Origin of the sequence: Sedimentibacter sp. (assembly GCF_032080165.1) — a bacterium.
In the GTDB taxonomy this organism is placed as follows: domain Bacteria; phylum Bacillota; class Clostridia; order Tissierellales; family Sedimentibacteraceae; genus Sedimentibacter.
Genome location: NZ_DAMASY010000003.1, coordinates 125,930 through 149,011 on the forward strand (window position 1 = coordinate 125,930; position 23,082 = coordinate 149,011).

Below are 23,082 nucleotides of genomic sequence, written 5' to 3' on the forward strand. Positions count from 1 at the left end.
AATTAACATGACTGTTGAAAGTATTTAATGAGGGAGAGTGAAGCTGTGGATTCCATTAAAATAAAACTTTTAACGCGAATGGATACAGATGAATTATTTGTGTTTGAAAAGGAAAACAAAGAGTATTTTAAAAGCATTGGGTTAGCAAGAGCTGATTCATATTATCAGTATGATTCTTTTGCACAGATTATAAAGGAATTGGTTTGTGAGCAAGACAAAGGACTTATCTATATGTATTTAGTGATTAATAAAGATAATAATATTGTTGGAAGGGTAAATCTTACGGATATTATTCAAGAACCACTTAGAAAGTCTGAGTTGGGATACAGGATTGGAGAAATATATCAAGGAAAGGGTTATGCCACCGCTTCTGTAAAGCTTGTATTAAGAGAGGCAGAGCAGAACCATAAGCTTCATAGAATTGAAGCAGGAACATCACCGTATAATATCGGGTCACAGATTGTACTAATAAAAAATGGGTTTCAATTTGTTGGAAGATATAATCAATATATTTTTCAAGGTGACAAGTGGATAGACAGTTTACTTTTTGAGAAAGTTATAGACTAACTAAATGAGTATAGTTAAATCAGGGATGAACAATATATATTTAACTTACTGAAAGAAGAATTTTAAATAGAAAAAAAGGGAGTAAATTATGGAGATAGATGTTATAAATATAAATAATGTAGAAATTGCTAATGTTAAAAGCGATGAAATTTTGATAAAGGATGTTGATTCAGCTTTAGATTTAATGGCTACCGTACGATATGAAACTGATTGTGACCGTATGATGCTAAACAAATCCGTAATATCTGAAGAGTTTTTTAACTTAAGCACAAAATTGGCCGGTGATATATTACAGAAATATATCAATTATCAAATGAAAATAGCTATTGTAGGAGATTTTTCTGTTTATGAAAGCAAGAGCTTGAGAGATTTTATATATGAATGTAACAGCAGAAAAGATATATTCTTTTTTCCTAATGAAAATCAAGCGATCGAAAAACTGAGCACGGTGTAAAATCAGAGAATTATTATGGAGGTAATATTGAATACGGAAAATAAGCACAAGAAAATTTTAGAAATTGTTCAGGAGAAATTAACATGCTCTGTACATAATTTAGATCATGTAATTAGAGTGTATAAGTTATGTTTAAGAATAGCCGAATTTGAAAAAGATGTTGATATGGAAGTACTTATACCGGCTGCTCTTTTGCATGATATAGCAAGGGTTGAAGAAAATAAAGATAATTCTGGAACTGTTGACCATGCTGTCTTGGGCAGTCATATGGCAAAAGAAATATTGAAGAATATTGACTATGACGATAAGAAAATAGAAAAAATTGCTCATTGTATATCATCACACAGATTTAGAACCGGGAATGAACCGAAGACAATAGAAGCAAAAATACTTTTTGATGCGGACAAGCTTGATGCAATTGGGACTGTAGGTGTTGCCAGAACATTTATGTTATCAGGTCAATGTGGACAAAGCTTAGCATTAAACAATTCTATAGATGACTATCTTAGCTCTAACACTTCAGAAAACGGAAGGATTAAAAACTGGTCCAAGCATTCGGCATTAATTGAATATGAAGTAAAGCTGAAGAAGATACCCGACAAATTATATACTGATAAAGCAAAAGAAATCGGTAAAGAAAGAATTAAATTCATGGATGATTTTTTCAAACAATTGAAGACAGAGCTTTAAAAATATATTATATTAAATGAAATTCTATGATGGAGGTAGCTATATGGAGCAGAACATTATATTAATAAAACCTTGTATTAGTTATAAGGATGAATATTTAGATATGCTTTCTGAATGGAAAAGGTCAGGGGAAGAACTGATTCCGTGGACATTAAATCTTGATAGTACCGATTTTAACCTAATGGTGGAGAAATTGAACGGTTGGAGTAATGGGGTTGGATTGCCTGATGGGTTTGTTGAAAGTTCAACTTTTTGGTTAGTGAATGATAATAAATTAATTGGAGCCATAGATATAAGACATAGACTAAATGAAGCATTAGCATATCGAGGCGGACATATTGGTTATGGAGTAAGACCAAGCGAAAGAAAAAGAGGTTATGCTACAATGATGCTGTCACTCGGCTTAAAAGAATGTGAAAAAATAGGATTGTCAAAGGTATTGATAACCTGTTCTAAAAGTAATATCGGCTCATCTAAAACAATAACTAATAACGGTGGTATTCTTGATTCTGAAGATATAAATGATGGCGAAATTTTTCAAAGATATTGGATTACACTTTAAGTTAATAAATCATGTAACATTAATTAGCATTAGGGAGGAATAGTATGTTTTTTGATGCTTTACAACTTATCGGGGGAGCAATTATGTCCTTTGGACAAATACCTCAGATTATTCAAATAATAAGGACAAAATCTGCTAAAGATTTAAATTTAAAAACATTCAGTATGATGCTTACCGGAATTCTGTTAATGGAGATATATGCTATAAATCTTGTATTAAACGGTAGCGGAGGAGCTTTTCTTATAACAAATACTGTCTCCCTTATTGCTTCAGCGATTATGGTGTTTTTAATTCTGAAATACGGGAACAAACAGAATAGAATTGATGCAGAAAATTAGAGGATAATTATGAAATTTGAAATTAAAGAAATGAAATCATCTGATTGGGAGCAAGTAAAAAATATTTATTTAGAGGGAATAAAAACAGGAATAGCAACTTTTCAAAGTGAATTTGATTTACCATCTTGGGAGAAGTGGAATCAAGATCATATCAACTCATGTAGATTAGTTGCAATTTTAAATAATGAGATATTAGGATGGGCAGCTCTTAGCCCTACTTCAAAACGACTTGTTTATTCTGGTGTAGCTGAAGTAAGTATTTATATAAAGAAACAATATAGTGGACACGGCGTAGGAACAGGATTATTAAATAAACTTATAGTAGTTGCAGAGAAAAATGGTTTTTGGACATTACAATCCGGAATTATTAGAGAAAATACTGCAAGTATAGAATTACATAAAAAATGTGGTTTTAGAGTGGTTGGAATAAGAGAAAAGCTTGGAAAGATGGAAAATGGCATATGGCATGATGTTGTCCTTATGGAAAGAAGAAGTAAAGTAATTGGGATAAGAGATTGAGGTATTAGTGGTAATGATTTAAATGTGAGATAAAATATTTATATAATTTGAGGTAATGTTTATGAACATTTTGGTAATAGGTGGCACAAGATACTTCGGAATTTATCTCGTCAAAGAGCTGTTGGCGCAGGGACATAATGTAACAATTGCAACGAGAGGTATTACAAAAGACAGCTATGGCGACAAGGTTTCACGAATTGTTTTTGACAGGACAGATTTTGATAGTGTGAAAAAATTATTATCAGGTAAATTTTTTGATATAGTATATGATAAACTTGCCTATTGTTCAAATGATGTGAAATACATATTAGATGTTATAAATTGCAATAAATATATTATAATGTCCAGCACTTCAGTTTATGAAAAACGTTGGGATACAATAGAAGAAGCGTTTCAACCAATAGATAAGAAACTTAACTGGTGTTCAAGAACGGATTTTCCGTATGATGAAGCTAAAAGACAGGCAGAGTGTGCATTATGGCAGAATTACAATTATATAAATGCAATTGCTGTCAGATATCCCTTTGTTATTGGAAAAGACGATTATACGAAAAGGTTATTTTTTTATGTAGAGCATGTTATAAAAGAAATACCAATGTATATAGATAATATTGATTGCCAGATGGGATTTATCCGATCAGATGAAGCCGGTACATTTATGGCTTTTCTTGCTGATAAAGATTATTCAGGTCCTATTAACGGAAGCTCCTATGGATCTATATCAATAAGAGAAATATTAGAGTACGTTACTGAAAAAACCGGTAAAGAACCTGTTTTATCGGAAAGTGGTGAAAAGTCACCTTATAATTGTGAGCCGGAATATAGTATAAATATAAATAAAGCGGAAAAATTAGGATTCAAGTTCAGTAATCTAAAAGATTGGATATATGAGTTAATAAATTATTATATTGAAACAGTATTAACGAATAATTTTAATTGCTAAAGGAAAGTTGAACACGAAGAGAAATAAGATCTGTTTAAAGTAAATCACATGCAATATTGCATGTGATTTACTTTGTGCGTTAGTATAAATGTTTTATTTTATTTTGTTTTTAAATTCTTTGATGTCTTTGTTTGTAGGGTTGGTATATTTGAAATTTCCTGCTTTACTTTCAAGTGCGCTTGGCTTTCTTGGGTACGTATTAGGATATAATTGATTAGAGTCATTGGTTATACCATTGCAGGCACCATCGAACTTATCCATATCATTTCCTTTGCCTGTATTACTTTTTCTTCCATTACCTTTGCTCATAATATTGCCTCCTTTGTGCAAATATTTTTTCCATATGTGTGATGATTTATTCTTTAAGTTGAAAGCTGTAAAAATTCTATGTATAATGAAATTATCAAATTGAATGGGGGAAAATATGATAGAAACTACTAATTTAAACTTAATTGAGGCTAAAGAAGAAGATATAAATGACATAATGGAAATAGAAAATCATGAGGAAAATCGTAATTTTATATGGCAAGGTACATATGAACAGCATTTAAGAGAAATTTTGGACAAGGATTATTTGCTGCTGATATTTAAAAGGAAAGAAGATAATTTAACGGTTGGGTTTGCCCTAAATCATCTGGATTATAAATCGGAAAGATTTGAGTTGAGAAGGATTGCAGTTACTGTTAAAGGCAAAGGATATGGGAAGGAAGTATTAACGGCATTGATAAAATGTACTTTTGAAGATTTAAATTTTAATAAGTTTTGGCTTGATGTGTATCCGGACAATGTTGTTGGAATTAAACTTTATGAAAATGTAGGACTTCATTGTGATGGAGTGTTAAGACAAAATTACAAATCTGAAAGAGGATTTTTAGATCAAAAAGTTTATTCCATACTGAGAAGTGAATATAAAGGTTTAAATTAAAATCTATATGAGAGGTAAAATATGAACATTTATGCAATGTATTTCAGTCCAACAGGAACAACCAAAAAAATTGTAAAAAACATTGCAGATACTATAAAAAATGAATTTAAGAAACAGGACATTACGAATATTGATTTTACCAATATTAAAAACAGGCAGATTGGTCAGTCATTCAACAGTGATAATCTTGTTGTTTTTGGTGTACCTGTTATAGCAGGAAGAGTCCCCAATGTTTTAGTGAGGTATTTAAAAACTGTTAAAGGTAATGGGGCTTTGGCTGTTGCTGTAGTAGTTTACGGCAATAGAAATTATGATGATGCATTAATAGAATTAAGCGATATACTTACCGATAATGGATTTAAAGTTATAGCAGGTGGAGCATTTATAGGAGAGCATTCATTTTCAAAGATTCTTGCAAATGAAAGACCGGATAACTTAGATATTGCATTTGCGAGAGATTTTGCCGTCCAAGTATATAATAAATTAATTGAAAGAAATTTCAGCACAATAAAGGTTTCAGGGATTAAGCCTTATAGAGATTATTACAGACCAAAAGACAAGTATGGTAATCCTGTTGATATAAGAAAAGTAATTCCTAAAACAAACCAAGACTGTATTGATTGCAAGCTATGTGCAGAGATTTGTCCTATGGGAAGTATTGATTATGATGATGTGGCAAAAATGATAGGGATATGTATCAAATGTTGTGCATGTATTAAAAAGTGTCCTATTGGGGCAAAGTATTTTGATGATGAAAATTATCTAAACCATAAGCATGAATTAGAAATAGAATTTTATACAAGGAAAGAGCCGGAAATATTTATATAACCATGAATAAAAAGGAAGCTCAATGTCTATAATAGTATAGATAGGAGGTTTTTCCATGAGCGGCGTATCGAGTAAAGAAGTAAAAGGTATATTGGATTTATTTAAAGTACAAAAGGATGTTGATGATAAAAAAGACTTATATGTTAGTTTAGAAAATGCAAAAAAAGAATGGGAAGAAGCCAAAAACATATTTGAAAATGTTAGTGAGCCGGATTTAGTGGATTATGCCATATATAATATAGAAGCCGCAGAAAAGAAATATGTTTATTTGCTTCGGAAAATAAAAAGTGAAGGTACAAGTGAAAGTACTAATTAAATGTTAAGGGTGTAAATTTATTGTTTACACCCTTTTTTCAACAATCTATCAGAATATTGATAAGCATTATTTATCCTATCACATTCGCTCAGGATAAGCGACCGACACCAAATGTAAAATTTGGGTCGTCTGCTTATATCAGCTCTTGTTCTAAGCTATCAAAAATTTCTGAAGTAAAAAAATCCTGTAATGTTATTTCAAGTCCATCACAAATTTTTTTAATTAGAACAATTCCAATATCTTTTCTCTCTATGTCAAAAACACTATATACTGTTGACGGTGTTATGCCTGATAAATTTGCAAGCTTGTTGACAGCTATTCCTCTTTCGTTACAAATTTCATTAATTCTTTTTAAAACTGCTTCCTTAACACTCATTTTTGGCACCTACTTTGAAAATTAAAAATATAAATTTATTTTATCATGTAGTCGTCAATGCGTATACGTTATGACGTATATTTTAATAAATTATCCAAAAAAATTAATAAAACAATACAAAATTTGCACATATTTATAATAAAATGAATAAATATAAGTTATTGTAAGATTTGATATATAAATTTTATATCGGATAAAATGACAGTTTATATATAAAATTAAAATAACTATACTTGACAAAGTAATATATTTATGATATTCTGCATACAGTTAGTTAAAGCTAACTGTATGCAGAAACGGGCAATTTAATTATTCTGCTTATTAAAAATAAGCCTTGGTTAGTTGAAACTAACCATAACCAAACAAACAAAGCGAGGTGATATCTTGAGCATTGTGATTATTGGCGGTAATGAAAGAATGGTATGTCAGTATGAAGGTATTTGTAAAAATTACGGATGTAAAGTTAAGGTATTTACTAAAGAGAATGGGGCGCTCAAGAAAAAAATCGGATTTCCGGATCTTATGGTTCTTTTTACAAATACAGTATCTCATAAAATGATAATAAGTGCGGTTGGAGAAGCAAAACGTAACAACATACCTATTGCACGAATTCATTCAAGCAGTGCAACTGCTTTATGCAACATATTAGAAGAACATATTTTAAAACCTGTGGAGGCGTAGTTGTAATGGAACATTTTTTGATTGAACATTGCTCTCCAACCCTGGCGGGATTAAAAACTGCAAATCTGTTCAGCTGTACTGTTGATTCTGTATCTGAATTAAATTCATATTTATGTAAAGCTAATCATGAGATGAATAATAAGGATGTTTTCTTGGATGTATTGCAAAACAACAATAAACGTGCCGTTATACTTGTTTATCGTAAAAACAGGCTTCAAAAGGAATTGCAAGGTAAAGGTGTTTCAGATTTCCTTGCATCATATGGATATAACTGCAATTCTGTTACATATTGTATAGAGCGTTTAAAGCAACGCTTTGTATACAGCGATAGTTTTCCTCATGAAATCGGAGTATTTCTGGGATATCCTTTGGAGGATGTTGTCGGTTTTATTGAGAATGGCGGAAAGAACAGTAAATGTTCAGGTTTTTGGAAAGTTTACAGCGATGAATGCAGTGCGGTAAAATTGTTTGAACGATATAATAAGTGCAGAAAAGTATACATGAAATTATTTGCCGGAGGCAGGTCTATTATGCAGCTTACAGTTGCTGTTTAAAATAATATATTAATAGTATAGAAAAAAAGGAGTATAAGTTTATGAGTAAAATAGCAGTCGTTTTTTGGAGCGGCACAGGCAATACTGAATCGATGTCAGAATTTGTTGCTAAGGGTATAAGAGGAGCAGGAGCTGAAGTAACGGTATATTCTGCTGCTGAATTTGATCCTGATACTTTGAATCAGTATGATGCAGTTGCTTTCGGTTGTCCGTCAATGGGTGATGAAGTGCTGGAGGAAAGCGAATTTGAACCTATGTTTTCTGCATGCAGGCCGGGACTAAAAGGTAAGAAAATTGCACTTTTTGGTTCTTATGGCTGGGGAGACGGCGAATGGATGAAGAACTGGGAGGAAAGCTGCCGGTCATTGGGAGCGGTACTTGTAAGTGACAGTGTGATATGCAATGAAGCGCCTGATCAGGATGCACAAAATGCTTGTATTGTTTTAGGGAAAGCACTGGTTTCATAGATAAGAGACAAAATAACAGAACCAGCCATACGGATGGTTCTGTTATTTTGTCTATCATTTAAATTTAATTTGAGCTATGACCATGAACATGTTTTTTAATAGCTTCAAAGCTTTCTGAACTGAGTACATGTTCGATTCTGCATGCATCTTGCGTGGCAATCTTCTCATCAACACCTAAAAATATCAGCCATTCGGAAAGCAAAGTATGTCTTTCATACATTGCCTCCGCAATTGCCCTCCCTTTTTCAGTCAATGTAATATACAAATCGCTGTCCATTTCTATATAGCCGTTTTCACGGAGGTTCTTCATGGCAACACTGACACTGGGCTTTGCATAGTCAAGTTCATTTGCAATATCAATGGAACGCACCTGATGATTTTTCTTGGATAAAACCAAGATGGTTTCAAGGTACATTTCAGCCGATTCCTGAATTTTCAAATCATCATCTCCTCATATGAGTTAAGTATAACTAACTATATTTTATCATATATACGTTAAAAAAGCAAACTAACCAAGTATTTAAGAAATATTTACATTTGCAAAAAACGTCCCCTCGTGATACACTATTCAAAGTAAAATTTAATATGGGAGCAAATTATGAATACAAGGGAAAAACTTTATGAATTAGATTATATGAGATTCATAGCATGTTTTGCTGTAATGATAGTTCATATAACCGCTACGGGTGTTGAGGGTTATATACATGGAAGTTTCCCGCACATAGTAACGTTAATCGTAAATAGAAGTTTTAAATTTACAACTCCTATTTTTATTTTTCTCAGCGGTGTGACAAGCTTCTATAGCTATAGAAACAGGGAATTTAAATATTTTGAGTTTATTAAGAAACGTCTTTCCAATGTATTGGTTGCATATATAGTATGGTGTATTATTTATTATGCTGCTTATATTAAGCTTGGGTATTATGCTTTTGATATCAATGTGTTTATAAAGAGTGTTTTACTTGGAAAAATGTCTTATCATTTATATTTTGTTATAATAATTACACAAATGTATATTTTCGGACCAATATTTTATAAGTTAATAAAAAACTCTGATAAAAAAATACCAATATTAATTGTTGCAGCAATATTTACTGCTCTATGTGCCGAATATATTAGATTTGAAAATTCAGACAGATTATTTTTGAAATATATATTCTTCTATATGCTTGGTATATATTTGACATTAGAATATAATAGATTTACTTCATTTTTAACTAAGAATAAATGGCTGTTTATCATTGGATATGTTGTGATTGGTTTAATCTATACGGCAGTTTCTTATTTGAATATGAATATATATATATACGTATGGTTTATATTCTCTTTAACATCAATATTTTTTGTTTATATATTAGGTCTTATAATGAAGGATGTTTTTAAAAAATATTATAGCTTTATTAAATTGTTTGGACAAAGCTCGTATTATATTTATCTCATGCACCCGTTGGTGTTAACATTGGCAATTCGATATACTGATATGAACGGAATTTTATCTATAACAAAAAGGTTAATTATTTATTCTATAACCGTAATACCTATAACTATTATATGCTGTTTAGCTTTTACGGCAGTTAAAAACTATTTAAAGAAAAAGAAAAAAGCAACAGTTTCAGTTGCTTCAGAGAATTAAGAATCATCCTGAATTATCAGGATGATTTTTTCATTTTTTATTTGTTGAATTCTCGTATTCTCTCATAGCAAGAATCGTTTTCTGGAATAAATCGTCTAATTCCCACCCAAGCATATCAGCACCCTGCTGAATTGCTTCTCTTGAACATCCGGCAGCAAAGCTTGGAGTTTTAAATTTTTTCTTAAGCGATTTAACTTCCAAGTCTGAAACACTTTTTGATGGTCTCATCAAAGCAACCGCGCCTATTAGTCCTGTTAATTCATCAACGGCAAATAAAACTTTTTCCATCTCGTGTTCCGGCTTTTGAGTTGCTTTTGTTAAACCATATCCATGGCTGGCAATGGCATTAATCATTTTTTCATCAATACCTTTTTCTTTAAGTATTTCCTGAACCTTTACACAGTGCTCTTCAGGATACATTTCAAAGTCTAAATCGTGTAATAGTCCTACTAATCCCCAAAATTCCGCTTCATCTTCATAACCTAACTGTTTAGCGAAATATTCCATTACAAAATTGACAGTGTCGGCATGTTTTAAATGGAATTCTTCTTTGTTATACTCCTTTAACAAAGTCAATGCTTCTTCTTTAGTAATATTCATTCAAATCCCTTCTTTCGTGTGTGCTATTATATATATTTTAACCCATTTGGTAAAGTATGTCTATATTTTTAACAACTATTAAATTGACAATTATTTATCAGAATGTTAAAATTATATCAGTTGATAAAAATATGCATATGCATTTTTATACATAATAAATCGGCGGATATTTTTACATTATGTTGATATTATAGCACAAATAGGAAAAATTGCTTATTGTAAAAATTTTCTTTATGAAATTTTACAATTGTGATTGATTTTTTACAAACAATATGTTAATATCTCATGGAAGGGTTAGCGATGAAAAATTTAGGCAGGGTTCAATCTATTGACAGATTAGTAGCTATAATCGAATGCTTTTCGAAAAATAAACGCGAATTAAAGCTTTCCGAAATAGCAAATATGGTTGATTTAAATAAAAGTACAGTACATGGAATACTCAATACCCTAAAATATCACGGCTTTATAGGTCAGGATGAATCAACTCAAAAATATAGATTAGGCACACGTTTTATAGAGTATGGGGATATGGTTGTAAATTCCATGGATGTCAGAAATGTTGCATATCCTTTAATAGATAGTATTTGTGATAAAATTGAAGAAACAGTTCATATAGCTATGCTTGATGAACGTGAAATAGTTTATATCGAAAAGAAAGAATGCAACAGATCAATCAAGACATCAACTAAAATAGGTGTCAGGTCTCCGGCTTATACCACTGCTGACGGGAAAGTAATATTAAGCTATTTGAGTGAGGATGTGGTTGGCAAGTATTTACCTTCAGATATAAATGAATCAGACAAGCATATAATAATTAAAAAATTAACAATAATTAAAGAACAAGGTTTTTACATAGATTATGAAGAAGCCATGAAAGGAATAATATGTGTAGCAGCACCAATCTTTGATTACAGAGGATTAGTAAGATATAGCTTAAGCGTCACAGCGCCCACAGTCAGGATGACAGACGAAAAAATCAAAGAAAGTATAATAATTGTAAAGGAAGCTGCTAATAATATATCATATAGCATAGGTTATAAAGGATAGCATAGTATATCCTTTAAAAAATGACTAATATTGGAACATCATTCAGCATTGCTGAACAGTTTAATTGTAAAAATATGTAAAATTATAAAATGTTATTGACAGATACATAACGTTTTGTTAATATCGTATCTTGTCACGCACGTTATAATCAGCTAAAAGCTGTTTATATATAACTATATTTTAAATCCCATGGAGGAAGACAAGAAAATGAAAAAATTATTAGCGTTAATATTGGTTCTATCAATTGCATTATTTGCTTTTGTTGGATGTACTCAAGAACAACCGGCACCAGCACCAGCAGAAGAACCGAATGAAGAACCAAACGAAGAACCAAATGAAGAACCAAATGAAGAACCAGCTGCAGAAGGTGCGGTTAAAACTGGTTTAGCAGTAATCACATCATTAGGAAAATCTAAAGATGCTACTGCAGATGCAGAAGGAACAGCTCAGTCTGATTCAGTTATAGTTGCAGTTACTGTTGATAATGACGGTAAAGTAGTTAAAGCAGCAATTGATACAGCTCAAACTGCTATTAAATTTAATGCAGAAGGTAAAGTTACTTCTGACTTAACTACTTCTTATAAGTCTAAACAAGAACTTAAAGAAGAGTACGGAATGGGCAAAGCTTCTACAATAGGCAAAGAATGGTACGAACAAGCAAACACACTTGCTGATTATGTAGTTGGAAAAACTATTGAAGATATCAAAGCTATTCCAACAGATGACACAGGCGTGCCAACAGATGCTGATTTAGTATCTTCAGTTACTATGAAAATTGACGGTTACAAAGATGCTCTTGAACAAGCTATAGCTAACGCTCAAGACTTAGGAGCTAATGCAGAGGATAAATTAGGCTTAGGCGTTGTTACTACAATAGCAAAATCTAAGGATGCAACTGCAGAGGCTGCTGGTTTAGCACAAGCTTATTCAACATACACAGTTACAACTTTTGATGCTGACGGAAAAATTACAAGCAGTATATTAAATGCTTCTCAAGCTAATGTAGACTTTGATGCTACAGGAAAAATCACTTCTGATTTAACAGCTCCTGTATTAACAAAGAATGAATTAGGTGATGAATACGGAATGAGAAAAGCATCTCAAATAGGTAAAGAGTGGTTTGAACAAGCAGCTGCTTTTGCTGAATATATAGTTGGAAAAACAGTAGAAGAAGTTAAAGCTTTTGAAACTGATGAAACAGGACATAATACAGAAGCTGATATAGTATCTTCAGTTACATTTGGAATAGATGATTTCAAATTAATATTAGAAGAAGCTTTAAATACAGCAAAATAAATCATTTTTTCAACAGCCTGAGCTCCGGTGAATATCGGAGCTTTTTTTGCGCTTACAGCATAAGTGACTGACACCAAATCATAGATTTAGGGCATCTTGCTTATTGACTCTCACATATTTCTATAATAAAATGGCATATGTAATCATATAAGTTATTATTAAGCAACAAGTTTTTAGAGTACCTGTTATCTTGATGGCGGTAACGGGGCAGATAGAGGAAGTAAATGAAAAAAGACATCTCTGACTTAAAAGCAGTTATGCCCTTATCAAAGGGGTATCAATATTTAATTGTAATTTCTGCTGCTGCAACTGTTATAAAGGTTGCAGCAAGCTTTGCTATGCCGCAAATTATAAGGTTTACTGTTGACTCTGTAATAGACGATGTTCCTTTCTCCTTTAATGAAACAATTATGTATTTTATTGAGATTCTTGGCGGCAGAGAAGGTATCAGGCAGAATTTATGGATAAGCGCCGTAATTATCTTACTGTTAGCAGTAATTACTTCATTAAGCGATTTTGTCGGAAGATATACAATCGCTAAAGGTACAGAGGGAATAATCAAAAACATTAGAAATAATTTGTATAATCATATTCAAAAATTGCCATACAGCTGGCACATTAAGAATCAAACAGGGGATATTATACAAAGATCAACTTCAGATGTTGACGTTGTGAGAAATTTTATAAGCACTCAGCTGTCAGAAATGTTCAGAACAATTATGCTTGTCATTATATCCTTGATTTTGATGTTTTCTATGAATGTTAAACTGACATTGATAGTTTTAATTTTTATACCGGTTGTAGTTTTATATTCGGCTATATTTTATGGCATATTGTCGAAGAAATTTTTAATTGCGGATGAAGCAGAGGGAGAGCTTTTTACTGTAACACAGGAAAATTTAACAGGTGTCAGAGTGGTAAGGGCTTTTGGCAGAGAGAAATATGAAATCGATAAATTTTCAGAAAAAAATAATAAATTTTCAGAGCTCTGGGTTAAGCTTGGTTATCAACTGGGATATTATTGGGGTATAGGAGATTTTGTAACAGGAAGTCTGATTATGACCATAGTTATTGCAGGTTCAATTTTTGCTGTTGACGGAGTTATAACATTAGGTGAATTTATGGTATTTACCTCTTACACTGCCATGATAGCATGGCCTCTAAGAAGCTTTGGAAGAATTCTCGGTGAATTAAGCAAGACAAAGGTTTCATTGGCAAGAATATGTGAAGTATTAAGAGAGCAGGAAGAAACAGATAGTCCTGATTCATTAACTCCTGATATGAACAAGGATATAGAATTTAAAAACGTAACCTTTAAGTATGAGGGTAATGCAGCAATACTTAATGATTTAAGCTTTAAAATTGAAGCAGGAAGTACCTTTGCCATATTAGGCGGTACCGGTTCAGGAAAATCTACTTTGATGCATTTATTAAATCGTCTTTATGATTTGCCTGACGGCTGCGGCGCCATAACTATTGGCGGTGTTGATATCAGAAAAATTAAAAGAGAATATCTAAGAAAAAATATAGGCATGGTATTGCAGGAGCCATTTTTATTTTCAAAAAGCATTAAGGAAAACATAGGTATCGTAAATTCTGAGGCAGATATAAATCAAATAAAAGAGGTATCGTCTATTGCACACGTTGATGATGCAATAGAAAATTTTTCAAACGGTTATGATACAATTGTGGGTGAAAGAGGAGTAACATTATCGGGAGGACAGAAGCAGCGTGTTGCAATTGCAAGGATGCTATTGCAAAACACGCCTATAATGGTTTTCGATGATTCTTTGTCGGCGGTTGATTCAGAAACTGATGCTAAAATCCGTACTGCATTAAAAAGCGGCAAGAAAAACTCATCTGTAATTCTAATTTCACACCGCATTACGACACTTATGCAGGCAGATATGATTTTAGTGTTGGATAAAGGTAAAGCAGCTGATATTGGAACTCACGAAGAATTAATAAGCAGAGCCGGCATTTATAAAAATATTTATGATGTTCAGATGAATATTGCCGATGTTGACGGGACGGTGATTTAATTGAATTACTATGAAGATGATACTGCCTATAAATCGCTTGATATTAAACCTTGGTTTAAGTTAGGCAGATTTTTCAAACCTTATAAAAATAAAATGATTGTTTTAGTTGTCTTTATGCTTATTACAGCAGCAATGGATTTATCATTGCCTCTGTTCCAGAAATATGCGGTTGATACATTTATTATACCTAAGACAACGGATGGATTAAGTAGGTTTATATTAATATATATTTTGGCATTACTGTTAATGACGATATCGGTTAATATTTTTGCTCGAGTTGCTATTGTAATAGAAATGTATATAGGAAAAGATTTGCGTGAGGAAATATTTGAACATCTGCAAAAATTATCTCTTTCTTATTACAATCAGACACCTGTCGGCTATATATTGGCAAGGACGATGAGCGATACAAATAAAATAGGAACAATGATTGCATGGGGATTAGTTGATGTGTTTTGGTCATTTGCTTATGTAATCGGCGCCTTTGCTGCAATGATGTCATTAAATTTCAAGCTTGCAATGGTGGTTATGTCGGTTATTCCGTTTATGGCAATAGTCACGGTTTATTTTCAGAAAAAGCTTCTTGTTGCCGGCAGAAGGTTAAGAAAGATTAATTCAAAGATGACAGGTAATTTCAATGAAGGAATAACCGGTGCAAGAACTTCAAAAACTTTGGTTATTGAACATAAAAATTTGGATGAATTTAAATCTGTGAGCTTTGAGATGGAATCGACAGCTGTCAGAATGGCTAAATTAAACGCCGTATACATTCCGATAATTGTTTTCTTCGGCTCGGTAACATCCTCCATTGTTTTAGCAAGAGGAGGGCAGCTTACAATGAACCAAATTATACAAATAGGTACTTTATCTGCTTTTTTATCATATGCAATAAATATTTTTGAACCAATACAAAATTTAGCAAGGATCTATTCCGAGATTGTTTCTCTTCAGGCAAACATAGAGAGGGTAACAGAGCTTCTCGATATGGAACCCTTAATAAAGGACAGTCCGGAGGTTATTGAAAAATATGGAGATAACATAAATCCTAAGAAGGAAAACTGGGAGCATATAAAGGGTGAAATAGAGTTTAAAAATGTTACTTTTAAATATCCTGATGGCGATGAAGAGGTTTTAAAAAATTTTAACCTGCATATCAAGCCGGGAACTAATGTGGCAATAGTAGGAGAAACAGGAGCGGGAAAAAGCACCTTGGTTAATCTTGCATGCAGGTTTTTTGAACCGACAGAGGGCGAAATATTAGTTGATGGAGTAAACTACAAGGAAAGGTCTCAGCTATGGCTGCATTCAAACATCGGTTATGTTTTACAGAATCCACACTTGTTTTCCGGAACGATTAAAGAAAACATACAGTATGGTAATCTCGATGCAACAGATGAGGAAGTAGTAAAAGCTGCAGAAATAGTTTCTGTTGATAAAATTGCAGAAAAGCTTGAAGAGGGATATGAAAGTCAGGTCGGAGAAGGCGGAGATAAGCTTTCGACAGGAGAAAAGCAGCTGATATCCATAGCAAGAGCCATTTTGGCCGACCCTAAAATATTTGTACTGGATGAAGCAACATCCTCAATTGATACAGAGCTTGAAAGTTTAATACAAAGAGGAATATCATATTTGCTAAAGGGAAGAACTTCCTTTATAATTGCTCATAGATTGTCAACAATTAAAAAAGCAGACATAATTTTGGTTGTTAAAGATGGGAAAATAGTTGAGCAGGGTACTCATGACAACTTAATTAAAGCAAAGGGATATTATTATACTCTTTATACTAAACAATTTGAAGAAGAACAAACTCTTGAGGTTTTAAAGTAATTGGCTTCAAATTTTTAACATTGACATAAAAATTTGTTTATGTTATGATTTTAAATAACTCGGTCTCGCGCAACGAAATCCTGCGAACGTGTCAGGTCCGGAAGGAAGCAGCAATAAGTGGATCATTTCGTGTGACGTGAGGGTGCCGAGTTATTTTTTTGTTTTTTATCTGTCATCTACATAAAATATCAAACTGTATCTTTTAAGGAGTACAGATTTGTATATAATATAATTAAAGTTATGTGTTACTAAATTATGTGAGGTGATAAATATGAATGATAAAGTAATTAAAGATATGGTCTATACATCCTTGTTTGCTGCTTTAATATGCGTGGCAACTTTTATAATCAAAGTTCCATCCGTTGTTACAAATGGATATACACACTTAGGTGACGGTTTTATATTTATTGCCGTAACACTTTTAGGTAAGAAAAATGGTGCATGGGCCGGTGCAATTGGCGCTTCCTTAGCTGACCTTATCGGCGGATATAGTTTTTATGCGCTGCCAACGTTTATAATAAAATTTGTCATGGGATATATAATGGGTACAATGATAGAGAAATTACCTAATATTAAGCATAAAAGGATTATTGGCTCTGCAATGGGAAGCTTGTGGCAGATTTTTGCTTATTACGTAGTGGGCTCGTTAATGGTTGGCAGCTTTATTTCAACATTAGCCGAAATACCGGGCAATACCATACAGTCAGCAGCAGGCATAATAGTAGCATTTGCGTTTACGGGAGTATTTAAGCATACTTCTATAGGAAAAAATATGTTGGAGTGTTAAACTTGATGTATTAAAAAAGGGACTGAATTAAGATTTTAATCTTAATTCAGTCCCAAGTTTTTTGCACTTACAGCATAAGCGACTGACACCAAATTAAAAATTTGGGTCATCTGCTTATATCAGTTTTCTACAATCTCAGGATTTATAAATTCCGGGGGATAAATAACCCCGGTTTTATCTTCACCGTTTACGGTTATTACTATGCCGTCTGTATGAGGCAATGTTGTAAAAGTATAAGCTAAAGATTCAATCATCATTTGTTTTAAATCCTCATTATCTTTGTATGCGCCCGAAAAGCTATCATTAAAATTCAGTGTAAGTATATTACCCTGCTTAGTTACACCGTTTAAAACAACACTTTTCGGTATCGGGCTGATTCCATAAGAAAGCTTAGTATCCTTGTACACATCAAACAATTTTTGTGCCTGAATTTCAATCGTATCATTTGAATATATACCCGCTGATTGTGTATCTATTTGATAATCAAACAAGTAATACCTGCCGTCTATTTTATACGCGATGTAAAGCAAATAATTTCTTTCGATATTTGGAAGTGAGTTTATTGCTTCACTTGGACGTTCATGAAAATACGTATCTACTTTTTTTCTGTCAACAGTGAAGGTAACACTGTGTATCGGCCAATATCTGTCTACATCAAAAATTGTTTTTACAAATGCATTATAAGCAAGTGATGAGCCGGCACTTCCTTCGTTATAAGCCGTATATGAGCTTGGTATGTCTATAACTACATTACCGTTGTTGTATGTTGTATTTGTTACATCTTTTATAACAGTACGCATCTTGCTGTTTATTGGACCGTTTTGAAGCTGTTCGATAGCCATTCTTGTAATGGACTTATCCTCTACCACAAAACGCGTTACGGGTATTAAAGCATCTGAATTTTCTGTTGCAAAATAAAGAGTCAAGCCCTTTGTACCCACCGGTGCTTGCGTTTTAGCCGGATAATATGTGCCTTCTGTATCATAAGTTACATTTATTGAAATTGAAGAGTTATCCGGATTACTAATAAGGTTGGAATTGAATACAAAGCTGTAAGTACCATCCTCTAAACCTAAATTTTTTTGACTTATATCCAGACCTGTAACTATTGGATTATCCTTATTTACGATAATAGACATGTTAACAGAAGGTGATACTAATTCAAGTTTTTCAACACCATTTTTAATTAAGCTGTTTTCTTTATATATATCGACAGTAAAAATACTGTTTGAAACACTTTTGGTAACCACTTCATTTTCTGATTGGTGTTTTATTATTATTGATTCCGGATTTAATAAATTATCTTCTTCGGTGCTTAAAGTTAAATCACTTATCTCTTCAGGAGTTTCTATTTCTATTGTTCCTCTGTAATCGATAGGGGCGAGATTGAATAGATATGTTGAAGAAAACAAACCTATTAAGCTAAGTATAATAATATTGTTGAATATTTTCATAACAAAATACCTCATTATTATTTTTAATACGTCTATTATATAACATAACAATAAAAAAACAAAGTTTTTTATAGACCGTTTTCCTAAATTTGTAAAACACAATTCCCGGGACATCAATATCAGTTTAACCATTTTATCATATAATATATAAAAGCGGTTTGTGGGGTGGATAATATGGGCATACGAGGTTGTGAACCTGAAATACCAAAAATAAATAAAAAATTTTATGATATTATTGAATTAGTATATATTTTAAATAAATTATCCGATAAAAAATATATGGATGAACGTACAAGGCAATATCTTATAAGTATTTTAAAAGATATTGATTTTATGAAGTACAAATTCGACAATTATAGATGTAAAGAACCATCAAAGAAAATTGATAAAATCGGCTGCAACAATTATGATTACTTTAATCCTGATAATAAGAACAGTTTCATGGATCAAATAATATTTTTTTTAAAATCATTAAATGATGAGGATTGAAGTAACACTTAAAAGGGGTAGTGAATAATATATAGAAAAATCAATTTTAGGAGGTTCTATATGTTTGGAAATATATTAGGAGACAGTGGGGATAACTTATTATTCTTCTTCTTGCTATTAGTAGTTCTATTCTGCTTCTGCGGAGATGATGGATTATTAGGAGGAATTGGCGGATTTGGTGATGACAGCAGCTTGTTATTCTTCTTCTTACTATTAGTAGTATTATTTTGCTGCTGTGACAGAGTAGGCGGAATAGGCGGACGTGACTGCTAATTAAATATAACTGAGTTATGATGCCCATAAGCAGACGACCCAGATCTACGGATTTGTGTCGGTCGCTTATACTGTAAGTATAAAAAGCTTCCTGATTAATCAGGAAGCTTTTTTATAGAGCATGCAGTTTATTACATACTTTCCAGCAATGTTTTTAATCCGATACCTTTTTCGTATTTGTATCCTGATTTTATTAATGTTCTTTCAATTGCCGCAATTGTTGAGTATACTGTGTGTTCATCGATATTTCCCATATGACCTAACCTGAACATTTTTCCTGCATAAGCTGATAAGCCGCCGGCAACCATAACTCCTTCTTCTGCTAATTTTGCTCTGAATTCCAAATCGTTGATTCCTTCGGGATACAATACGGTTGAAAGAGTTGAGCACCTGTTTTTTACATTAGCAAGCAGTTTAAATCCTAATGCTTCAAGAGCATTATTAATTGCTTCCGACACTTTTATATGTCTGCCATATCTTGTTTCTATGCCCTCTTCATTTATTAGACGAACCGATTCTTTTAAAGACCAAATCATATTAACGGCAGGTGTAGCAAAATATTTTGACGGATCGTTCATTATAGGTATCCATTTTTCAAAATCTATGTAGTATTCAGGAATTGTTCCCAATGAATTTCTTCTTTCCAAGGCCTTTTTACCTGCCCATAAAATCAAAAGTCCGGGTGCTACACCAAATGCTTTTTGTGAGCCGGTAAATAATATATCTATGCCATAATCATCCACATATTCTCTTTCGCCTGCCGTTGCTGCAACTCCATCCACTATATAAATTGTATCAGGATAATTTTTCATTATTTTTCCTATTTCTTGAATAGGTGCAACTGCGCCTGTTGATGTATCAACATGCGTTACGGTAATTGCAGCATAATGTTTTTCTTTTAATTTGTTTTCTATTTCTTGCGGTGATATAACTTCTCCCCAAGATGCCTGCAATAAATCAACATTTAATCCTTTTCTTTCGCAGATATCGATAAATCTGTCTCCGAAAAATCCGTTTGACACAATTAATATGTTGTCTTCTCGTTTTGTCACATTAGAAACAGCCATTTCCATTGCCAAGGTTCCTGAACCGGCAACAACGAAGCATTCACCGTCAACCTTTAGTAAAGTTTTCAAATCTACAATTAATTCTTTAAAATCCTTTACAAAAGCAGGGTCTCCGAAAGCTGCTGTTTCTCTTCCCATCTGATCTGTAATTGATCTCACTGTTGGAGTAGGACCGGGTATCATTACTAACTTATTATTTTTCATATATTACTCCTTATTATAGTATTATTTATATATTGAACTTTAATAATAGTATATTACTTGAATTTTACAGTGTCAATAAAGTGAATTTCATTTCAAATGCTTCTCGAACCAGTTTGTTATTTCTTCTAATCTTCTCACTCTGTGCTTTGGTTTTCCGCTTCTGCTGAGTTCATGATTTTCTCCTCTGAACATGCATAATCTTGCATCTACACCGTGATATTTCAGGGCTGTGAACATCTGAAGACCTTCGGCAAGCCAGCACCTGTAGTCTTCCTCTGAGTGTATGAATAATGTAGGTGTCACTGCTTTGTCGGCATATTTTAAAGGTGAATGGAACCACATTTTTTCCGGATTACCCCAGGGAGTTGACTTAATTTGGTCCAAATTGAAATAATACCCGATGTCAGTAGTTCCGAACTTAGATAACCAGTTAGAAATACTTCTTTGTGATACAGCACATTTAAATCTGTCAGTGTGACCTATTATCCAGTTTGTCATGAAGCCGCCATAGGAACCACCGGTTACACCTATTCTGCAGGGGTCAATCTGAGGATACTTTTTGAGCACTGTATCCGTGAACATCATTAAATCATCATAGTCGATAGTACCGTACTTGCCTCTTATATCAGCAAATTCATTGCCTCTTCCGTCACTTCCTCGCGGATTGCAGAAAAATACGAAGTATCCCTCATTAGCCCAAAGCTGCATTTCATGATAATATATTTCTCCATAAACTGTCTTTGGACCGCCGTGTATGTCGAGTATTCCCGGATAGCATTTATTTTCATCAAAATCAGCCGGCTCCAAAACCCATCCTTCGATTGTTATACCATCATTTTCAAATGATAACGGTTCGGGTTTTATTACATTTTTAATTTCAGCAATATGCTCGTTAAATTTAGTTTTTTGCGTTTCTAAACCTTGGTTATATAAATAAATTTCTTGAAGCCTTGTTTCTCTTAATCCGATAAACAACATTCCCTCATTGAAAACATCAAAGAAGTCAACAGAGCCGTTGTCGGAGGTTATCTTCTCAATATTTCCGTTCAGTGACAGTTTTTTAATAAATGAACTTTTATTTTCTGTTGATATAAAGTATAGTTCATTATTTAAAACTCTATGGCTTGCACCTCCACCGTAACGGCAGTCAGATCCAACCGAATTGAACATACCGTAATCGTGTTCGGCAAGGAGGACTGATTCACCATTTTTCATTATATAAAAATTCAAATTTTGATTTATACCATACTTATCCATTGATGAAGCGGCAAAAACTATTTCGTCCCCTAAGAACTCAGCATATTCAATATACATTTCTCCTTCTTCAATGAGACATGCTGCATTTTCGGAATACAAATCATATAGATACAACTCATTAGTAAGCTCCATTTTATTTGTAAAACTAAGCGCTGTGTATAAAGCTTTTCCGTCTTTTACACTGCTTAAGGATACATTTCCGAATTTATCGGATATAGGAACTATATCCTTTGTTCCTTTATCATATAAATATAATCTGCTTCTTTTCTTGTTTGTAAAACCTTCACCGTTTGACCAGAACGGTATTTCATCTAAAACTTCATAATCCTTATTTTCTTTAATCATTGATATTGCTTCATCCTTATCTTCGCTTTTGATTGAATGAAGATTGATGCCATAATGGTTATACTCTGCGGTTATCAAGAATTTTTCGTCTGCAATAAGCTTGAATTCATTTACATTCATAGGTATTCTCATATATTCATAGGCTTCACCGCCATGAATATTAATGGCATAAAAAACAGTCCAGTTTTCACCATCGTCAATTTTTTTCTTAAGCTTTTCATCTCTTAATGAAGGGAATAATATTGTTTCGTTATTAAGCCATATAAATGATTTTTCTTTGCTCATATTCGTAAGTTTTCTGTATTTTTCAGATAAACAGTCGTAAAACCATATGTTCGATATATACTTATTTTCATCGTGCTCACATGCATGAACTGTAAAAGCTGCATACTTTTTATTAGGAGAAAGTTCAATTCCTGATAAAAACTTAAAATCTAAAAAATCCTTTAGTTTTATTTTTTCCATAAAAATTCCTCCGTTTGCTGTTTTTTCATATATAAATATTATATATCCCGATTTACATATATGCAATTAAGTATTG

The 23,082-nt window shown here is 32.7% G+C and carries 28 protein-coding genes and 1 other RNA gene; 22 read left to right on the forward strand and 7 right to left on the reverse strand.

Annotation, left to right across the window (positions count from 1 at the left end; genetic code table 11):
• Positions 1 to 45: 45 nt before the first annotated feature.
• The 7 genes from RT412_RS05285 (at position 46) to RT412_RS05315 (ending at position 4,073) form a co-directional block, all read left to right on the forward strand.
• Positions 46 to 567, forward strand: coding sequence for a GNAT family protein (locus RT412_RS05285; RefSeq protein ID WP_313413112.1), 522 nt, complete (start codon positions 46 to 48; stop codon positions 565 to 567).
• A gap of 88 nt (positions 568 to 655) precedes the next feature.
• Positions 656 to 1,021: a DUF4180 domain-containing protein gene (locus RT412_RS05290; RefSeq protein ID WP_313342435.1), complete on the forward strand. Its 366-nt coding sequence runs from the start codon at positions 656 to 658 to the stop codon at positions 1,019 to 1,021.
• 27 nt (positions 1,022 to 1,048) lie between these two features.
• Positions 1,049 to 1,711: an HD domain-containing protein gene (locus RT412_RS05295; RefSeq protein WP_313342432.1), complete on the forward strand. Its 663-nt coding sequence runs from the start codon at positions 1,049 to 1,051 to the stop codon at positions 1,709 to 1,711.
• A gap of 43 nt (positions 1,712 to 1,754) precedes the next feature.
• Complete coding sequence (locus tag RT412_RS05300) at positions 1,755 to 2,273, forward strand: GNAT family N-acetyltransferase (RefSeq protein ID WP_313342429.1); 519 nt, start codon at positions 1,755 to 1,757, stop codon at positions 2,271 to 2,273.
• A gap of 44 nt (positions 2,274 to 2,317) precedes the next feature.
• On the forward strand, positions 2,318 to 2,611 hold the full coding sequence (locus RT412_RS05305; protein ID WP_313342426.1) for a PQ-loop domain-containing transporter: 294 nt from the start codon (positions 2,318 to 2,320) through the stop codon (positions 2,609 to 2,611).
• Between the two features lie 9 nt (positions 2,612 to 2,620).
• Complete coding sequence (locus RT412_RS05310; RefSeq protein WP_313342423.1) at positions 2,621 to 3,130, forward strand: N-acetyltransferase family protein; 510 nt, start codon at positions 2,621 to 2,623, stop codon at positions 3,128 to 3,130.
• A gap of 61 nt (positions 3,131 to 3,191) precedes the next feature.
• A complete protein-coding gene (locus RT412_RS05315; protein WP_313342420.1) occupies positions 3,192 to 4,073 on the forward strand; it encodes an NAD-dependent epimerase/dehydratase family protein in 882 nt (293 codons plus the stop codon).
• 93 nt (positions 4,074 to 4,166) lie between these two features.
• Here RT412_RS05315 and RT412_RS05320 read toward each other — a convergent pair whose 3' ends face one another.
• Positions 4,167 to 4,382 carry a hypothetical protein gene (locus RT412_RS05320; protein WP_313342418.1) on the reverse strand — a complete coding sequence of 72 codons (216 nt, stop codon included), beginning with the start codon at positions 4,380 to 4,382 and terminating at the stop codon, positions 4,167 to 4,169.
• A 115-nt stretch (positions 4,383 to 4,497) separates the two neighbouring features.
• Between RT412_RS05320 and RT412_RS05325 the strand changes: the two genes are divergently transcribed.
• From RT412_RS05325 to RT412_RS05335, 3 genes are read left to right on the forward strand one after another with little or no spacing between them, the layout of a single operon-like run.
• Complete coding sequence (locus RT412_RS05325) at positions 4,498 to 4,998, forward strand: GNAT family protein (protein WP_313342415.1); 501 nt, start codon at positions 4,498 to 4,500, stop codon at positions 4,996 to 4,998.
• A 21-nt stretch (positions 4,999 to 5,019) separates the two neighbouring features.
• Positions 5,020 to 5,826: an EFR1 family ferrodoxin gene (locus tag RT412_RS05330; protein WP_313342413.1), complete on the forward strand. Its 807-nt coding sequence runs from the start codon at positions 5,020 to 5,022 to the stop codon at positions 5,824 to 5,826.
• Positions 5,827 to 5,881: 55 nt separating this feature from the next.
• Positions 5,882 to 6,142, forward strand: a complete 261-nt coding sequence (locus tag RT412_RS05335; protein ID WP_313370176.1) for a YaaL family protein — start codon at positions 5,882 to 5,884, stop codon at positions 6,140 to 6,142.
• Positions 6,143 to 6,275: 133 nt separating this feature from the next.
• On the opposite strand, the gene RT412_RS05340 is transcribed toward RT412_RS05335, so the two are convergent.
• Positions 6,276 to 6,518 carry a helix-turn-helix transcriptional regulator gene (locus RT412_RS05340; RefSeq protein ID WP_313342408.1) on the reverse strand — a complete coding sequence of 81 codons (243 nt, stop codon included), beginning with the start codon at positions 6,516 to 6,518 and terminating at the stop codon, positions 6,276 to 6,278.
• Between the two features lie 384 nt (positions 6,519 to 6,902).
• On the opposite strand from RT412_RS05340, the gene RT412_RS05345 reads away from it, so the two are divergent.
• From RT412_RS05345 to RT412_RS05355, 3 genes are read left to right on the forward strand one after another with little or no spacing between them, the layout of a single operon-like run.
• Positions 6,903 to 7,199, forward strand: a complete 297-nt coding sequence (locus RT412_RS05345) for a DUF2325 domain-containing protein (RefSeq protein ID WP_313342405.1) — start codon at positions 6,903 to 6,905, stop codon at positions 7,197 to 7,199.
• 5 nt (positions 7,200 to 7,204) lie between these two features.
• On the forward strand, positions 7,205 to 7,753 hold the full coding sequence (locus tag RT412_RS05350; RefSeq protein ID WP_313342402.1) for a DUF3793 family protein: 549 nt from the start codon (positions 7,205 to 7,207) through the stop codon (positions 7,751 to 7,753).
• A 41-nt stretch (positions 7,754 to 7,794) separates the two neighbouring features.
• Positions 7,795 to 8,220, forward strand: coding sequence for a flavodoxin (locus tag RT412_RS05355; RefSeq protein WP_313342399.1), 426 nt, complete (start codon positions 7,795 to 7,797; stop codon positions 8,218 to 8,220).
• A gap of 64 nt (positions 8,221 to 8,284) precedes the next feature.
• On the opposite strand, the gene RT412_RS05360 is transcribed toward RT412_RS05355, so the two are convergent.
• The gene (locus RT412_RS05360; RefSeq protein WP_313342397.1) at positions 8,285 to 8,659 is read right to left on the reverse strand and encodes a metal-dependent transcriptional regulator; all 375 of its coding nucleotides are present in this window, start codon (positions 8,657 to 8,659) and stop codon (positions 8,285 to 8,287) included.
• A 159-nt stretch (positions 8,660 to 8,818) separates the two neighbouring features.
• Here RT412_RS05360 and RT412_RS05365 point away from each other — a divergent pair, with 159 nt between their 5' ends.
• Positions 8,819 to 9,853, forward strand: a complete 1,035-nt coding sequence (locus RT412_RS05365) for an acyltransferase (protein WP_313342394.1) — start codon at positions 8,819 to 8,821, stop codon at positions 9,851 to 9,853.
• Between the two features lie 30 nt (positions 9,854 to 9,883).
• Here the strand turns inward: RT412_RS05365 and RT412_RS05370 are convergent, their stop codons facing one another.
• On the reverse strand, positions 9,884 to 10,453 hold the full coding sequence (locus RT412_RS05370; RefSeq protein ID WP_313342391.1) for a hydrolase: 570 nt from the start codon (positions 10,451 to 10,453) through the stop codon (positions 9,884 to 9,886).
• 300 nt (positions 10,454 to 10,753) lie between these two features.
• Between RT412_RS05370 and RT412_RS05375 the strand changes: the two genes are divergently transcribed.
• From RT412_RS05375 to RT412_RS05400, 6 genes are all read left to right on the forward strand, one after another.
• Positions 10,754 to 11,500: an IclR family transcriptional regulator gene (locus tag RT412_RS05375; RefSeq protein WP_313342388.1), complete on the forward strand. Its 747-nt coding sequence runs from the start codon at positions 10,754 to 10,756 to the stop codon at positions 11,498 to 11,500.
• A gap of 207 nt (positions 11,501 to 11,707) precedes the next feature.
• Complete coding sequence (locus RT412_RS05380; protein WP_313370174.1) at positions 11,708 to 12,796, forward strand: hypothetical protein; 1,089 nt, start codon at positions 11,708 to 11,710, stop codon at positions 12,794 to 12,796.
• A gap of 224 nt (positions 12,797 to 13,020) precedes the next feature.
• The gene (locus tag RT412_RS05385; protein ID WP_313342383.1) at positions 13,021 to 14,838 is read left to right on the forward strand and encodes an ABC transporter ATP-binding protein; all 1,818 of its coding nucleotides are present in this window, start codon (positions 13,021 to 13,023) and stop codon (positions 14,836 to 14,838) included.
• The gene (locus RT412_RS05390; RefSeq protein ID WP_313342381.1) at positions 14,839 to 16,665 is read left to right on the forward strand and encodes an ABC transporter ATP-binding protein; all 1,827 of its coding nucleotides are present in this window, start codon (positions 14,839 to 14,841) and stop codon (positions 16,663 to 16,665) included.
• Between the two features lie 56 nt (positions 16,666 to 16,721).
• Positions 16,722 to 16,820, forward strand: an RNA gene (gene ffs, locus RT412_RS05395) — signal recognition particle sRNA small type.
• A 116-nt stretch (positions 16,821 to 16,936) separates the two neighbouring features.
• Positions 16,937 to 17,452 carry an ECF transporter S component gene (locus tag RT412_RS05400; RefSeq protein ID WP_313342379.1) on the forward strand — a complete coding sequence of 172 codons (516 nt, stop codon included), beginning with the start codon at positions 16,937 to 16,939 and terminating at the stop codon, positions 17,450 to 17,452.
• Between the two features lie 119 nt (positions 17,453 to 17,571).
• Here RT412_RS05400 and RT412_RS05405 read toward each other — a convergent pair whose 3' ends face one another.
• Positions 17,572 to 18,906: a GerMN domain-containing protein gene (locus RT412_RS05405; RefSeq protein ID WP_313342376.1), complete on the reverse strand. Its 1,335-nt coding sequence runs from the start codon at positions 18,904 to 18,906 to the stop codon at positions 17,572 to 17,574.
• A 174-nt stretch (positions 18,907 to 19,080) separates the two neighbouring features.
• On the opposite strand from RT412_RS05405, the gene RT412_RS05410 reads away from it, so the two are divergent.
• Both RT412_RS05410 and RT412_RS05415 read left to right on the forward strand, forming a co-directional pair.
• Positions 19,081 to 19,395 (forward strand): hypothetical protein, encoded by a 315-nt coding sequence (locus RT412_RS05410; RefSeq protein ID WP_313342373.1) that lies wholly within the window; start codon positions 19,081 to 19,083, stop codon positions 19,393 to 19,395.
• A 60-nt stretch (positions 19,396 to 19,455) separates the two neighbouring features.
• Positions 19,456 to 19,668, forward strand: coding sequence for a hypothetical protein (locus tag RT412_RS05415; protein ID WP_313342370.1), 213 nt, complete (start codon positions 19,456 to 19,458; stop codon positions 19,666 to 19,668).
• 131 nt (positions 19,669 to 19,799) lie between these two features.
• On the opposite strand, the gene RT412_RS05420 is transcribed toward RT412_RS05415, so the two are convergent.
• The gene (locus RT412_RS05420; RefSeq protein WP_313342367.1) at positions 19,800 to 20,939 is read right to left on the reverse strand and encodes an alanine--glyoxylate aminotransferase family protein; all 1,140 of its coding nucleotides are present in this window, start codon (positions 20,937 to 20,939) and stop codon (positions 19,800 to 19,802) included.
• 87 nt (positions 20,940 to 21,026) lie between these two features.
• The gene (locus RT412_RS05425; protein WP_313342364.1) at positions 21,027 to 23,006 is read right to left on the reverse strand and encodes a S9 family peptidase; all 1,980 of its coding nucleotides are present in this window, start codon (positions 23,004 to 23,006) and stop codon (positions 21,027 to 21,029) included.
• Positions 23,007 to 23,082: the final 76 nt, after the last annotated feature.

Coding starts and splice junctions, on each gene's coding strand:
- RT412_RS05400 (WP_313342379.1), top strand. CDS start 16,937: ATGAATGATAAAGTAATTAAAGATATGGTCTATACATCCTTGTTTGCT.
- RT412_RS05325 (WP_313342415.1), top strand. CDS start 4,498: ATGATAGAAACTACTAATTTAAACTTAATTGAGGCTAAAGAAGAAGAT.
- RT412_RS05385 (WP_313342383.1), top strand. CDS start 13,021: ATGAAAAAAGACATCTCTGACTTAAAAGCAGTTATGCCCTTATCAAAG.
- RT412_RS05425 (WP_313342364.1), bottom strand. CDS start 23,006: ATGGAAAAAATAAAACTAAAGGATTTTTTAGATTTTAAGTTTTTATCA.
- RT412_RS05415 (WP_313342370.1), top strand. CDS start 19,456: ATGTTTGGAAATATATTAGGAGACAGTGGGGATAACTTATTATTCTTC.
- RT412_RS05380 (WP_313370174.1), top strand. CDS start 11,708: ATGAAAAAATTATTAGCGTTAATATTGGTTCTATCAATTGCATTATTT.
- RT412_RS05405 (WP_313342376.1), bottom strand. CDS start 18,906: ATGAAAATATTCAACAATATTATTATACTTAGCTTAATAGGTTTGTTT.
- RT412_RS05315 (WP_313342420.1), top strand. CDS start 3,192: ATGAACATTTTGGTAATAGGTGGCACAAGATACTTCGGAATTTATCTC.
- RT412_RS05350 (WP_313342402.1), top strand. CDS start 7,205: ATGGAACATTTTTTGATTGAACATTGCTCTCCAACCCTGGCGGGATTA.
- RT412_RS05420 (WP_313342367.1), bottom strand. CDS start 20,939: ATGAAAAATAATAAGTTAGTAATGATACCCGGTCCTACTCCAACAGTG.
- RT412_RS05335 (WP_313370176.1), top strand. CDS start 5,882: ATGAGCGGCGTATCGAGTAAAGAAGTAAAAGGTATATTGGATTTATTT.
- RT412_RS05305 (WP_313342426.1), top strand. CDS start 2,318: ATGTTTTTTGATGCTTTACAACTTATCGGGGGAGCAATTATGTCCTTT.
- RT412_RS05355 (WP_313342399.1), top strand. CDS start 7,795: ATGAGTAAAATAGCAGTCGTTTTTTGGAGCGGCACAGGCAATACTGAA.
- RT412_RS05320 (WP_313342418.1), bottom strand. CDS start 4,382: ATGAGCAAAGGTAATGGAAGAAAAAGTAATACAGGCAAAGGAAATGAT.
- RT412_RS05370 (WP_313342391.1), bottom strand. CDS start 10,453: ATGAATATTACTAAAGAAGAAGCATTGACTTTGTTAAAGGAGTATAAC.
- RT412_RS05310 (WP_313342423.1), top strand. CDS start 2,621: ATGAAATTTGAAATTAAAGAAATGAAATCATCTGATTGGGAGCAAGTA.
- RT412_RS05410 (WP_313342373.1), top strand. CDS start 19,081: ATGGGCATACGAGGTTGTGAACCTGAAATACCAAAAATAAATAAAAAA.
- RT412_RS05290 (WP_313342435.1), top strand. CDS start 656: ATGGAGATAGATGTTATAAATATAAATAATGTAGAAATTGCTAATGTT.
- RT412_RS05340 (WP_313342408.1), bottom strand. CDS start 6,518: ATGAGTGTTAAGGAAGCAGTTTTAAAAAGAATTAATGAAATTTGTAAC.
- RT412_RS05330 (WP_313342413.1), top strand. CDS start 5,020: ATGAACATTTATGCAATGTATTTCAGTCCAACAGGAACAACCAAAAAA.
- RT412_RS05365 (WP_313342394.1), top strand. CDS start 8,819: ATGAATACAAGGGAAAAACTTTATGAATTAGATTATATGAGATTCATA.
- RT412_RS05300 (WP_313342429.1), top strand. CDS start 1,755: ATGGAGCAGAACATTATATTAATAAAACCTTGTATTAGTTATAAGGAT.
- RT412_RS05375 (WP_313342388.1), top strand. CDS start 10,754: ATGAAAAATTTAGGCAGGGTTCAATCTATTGACAGATTAGTAGCTATA.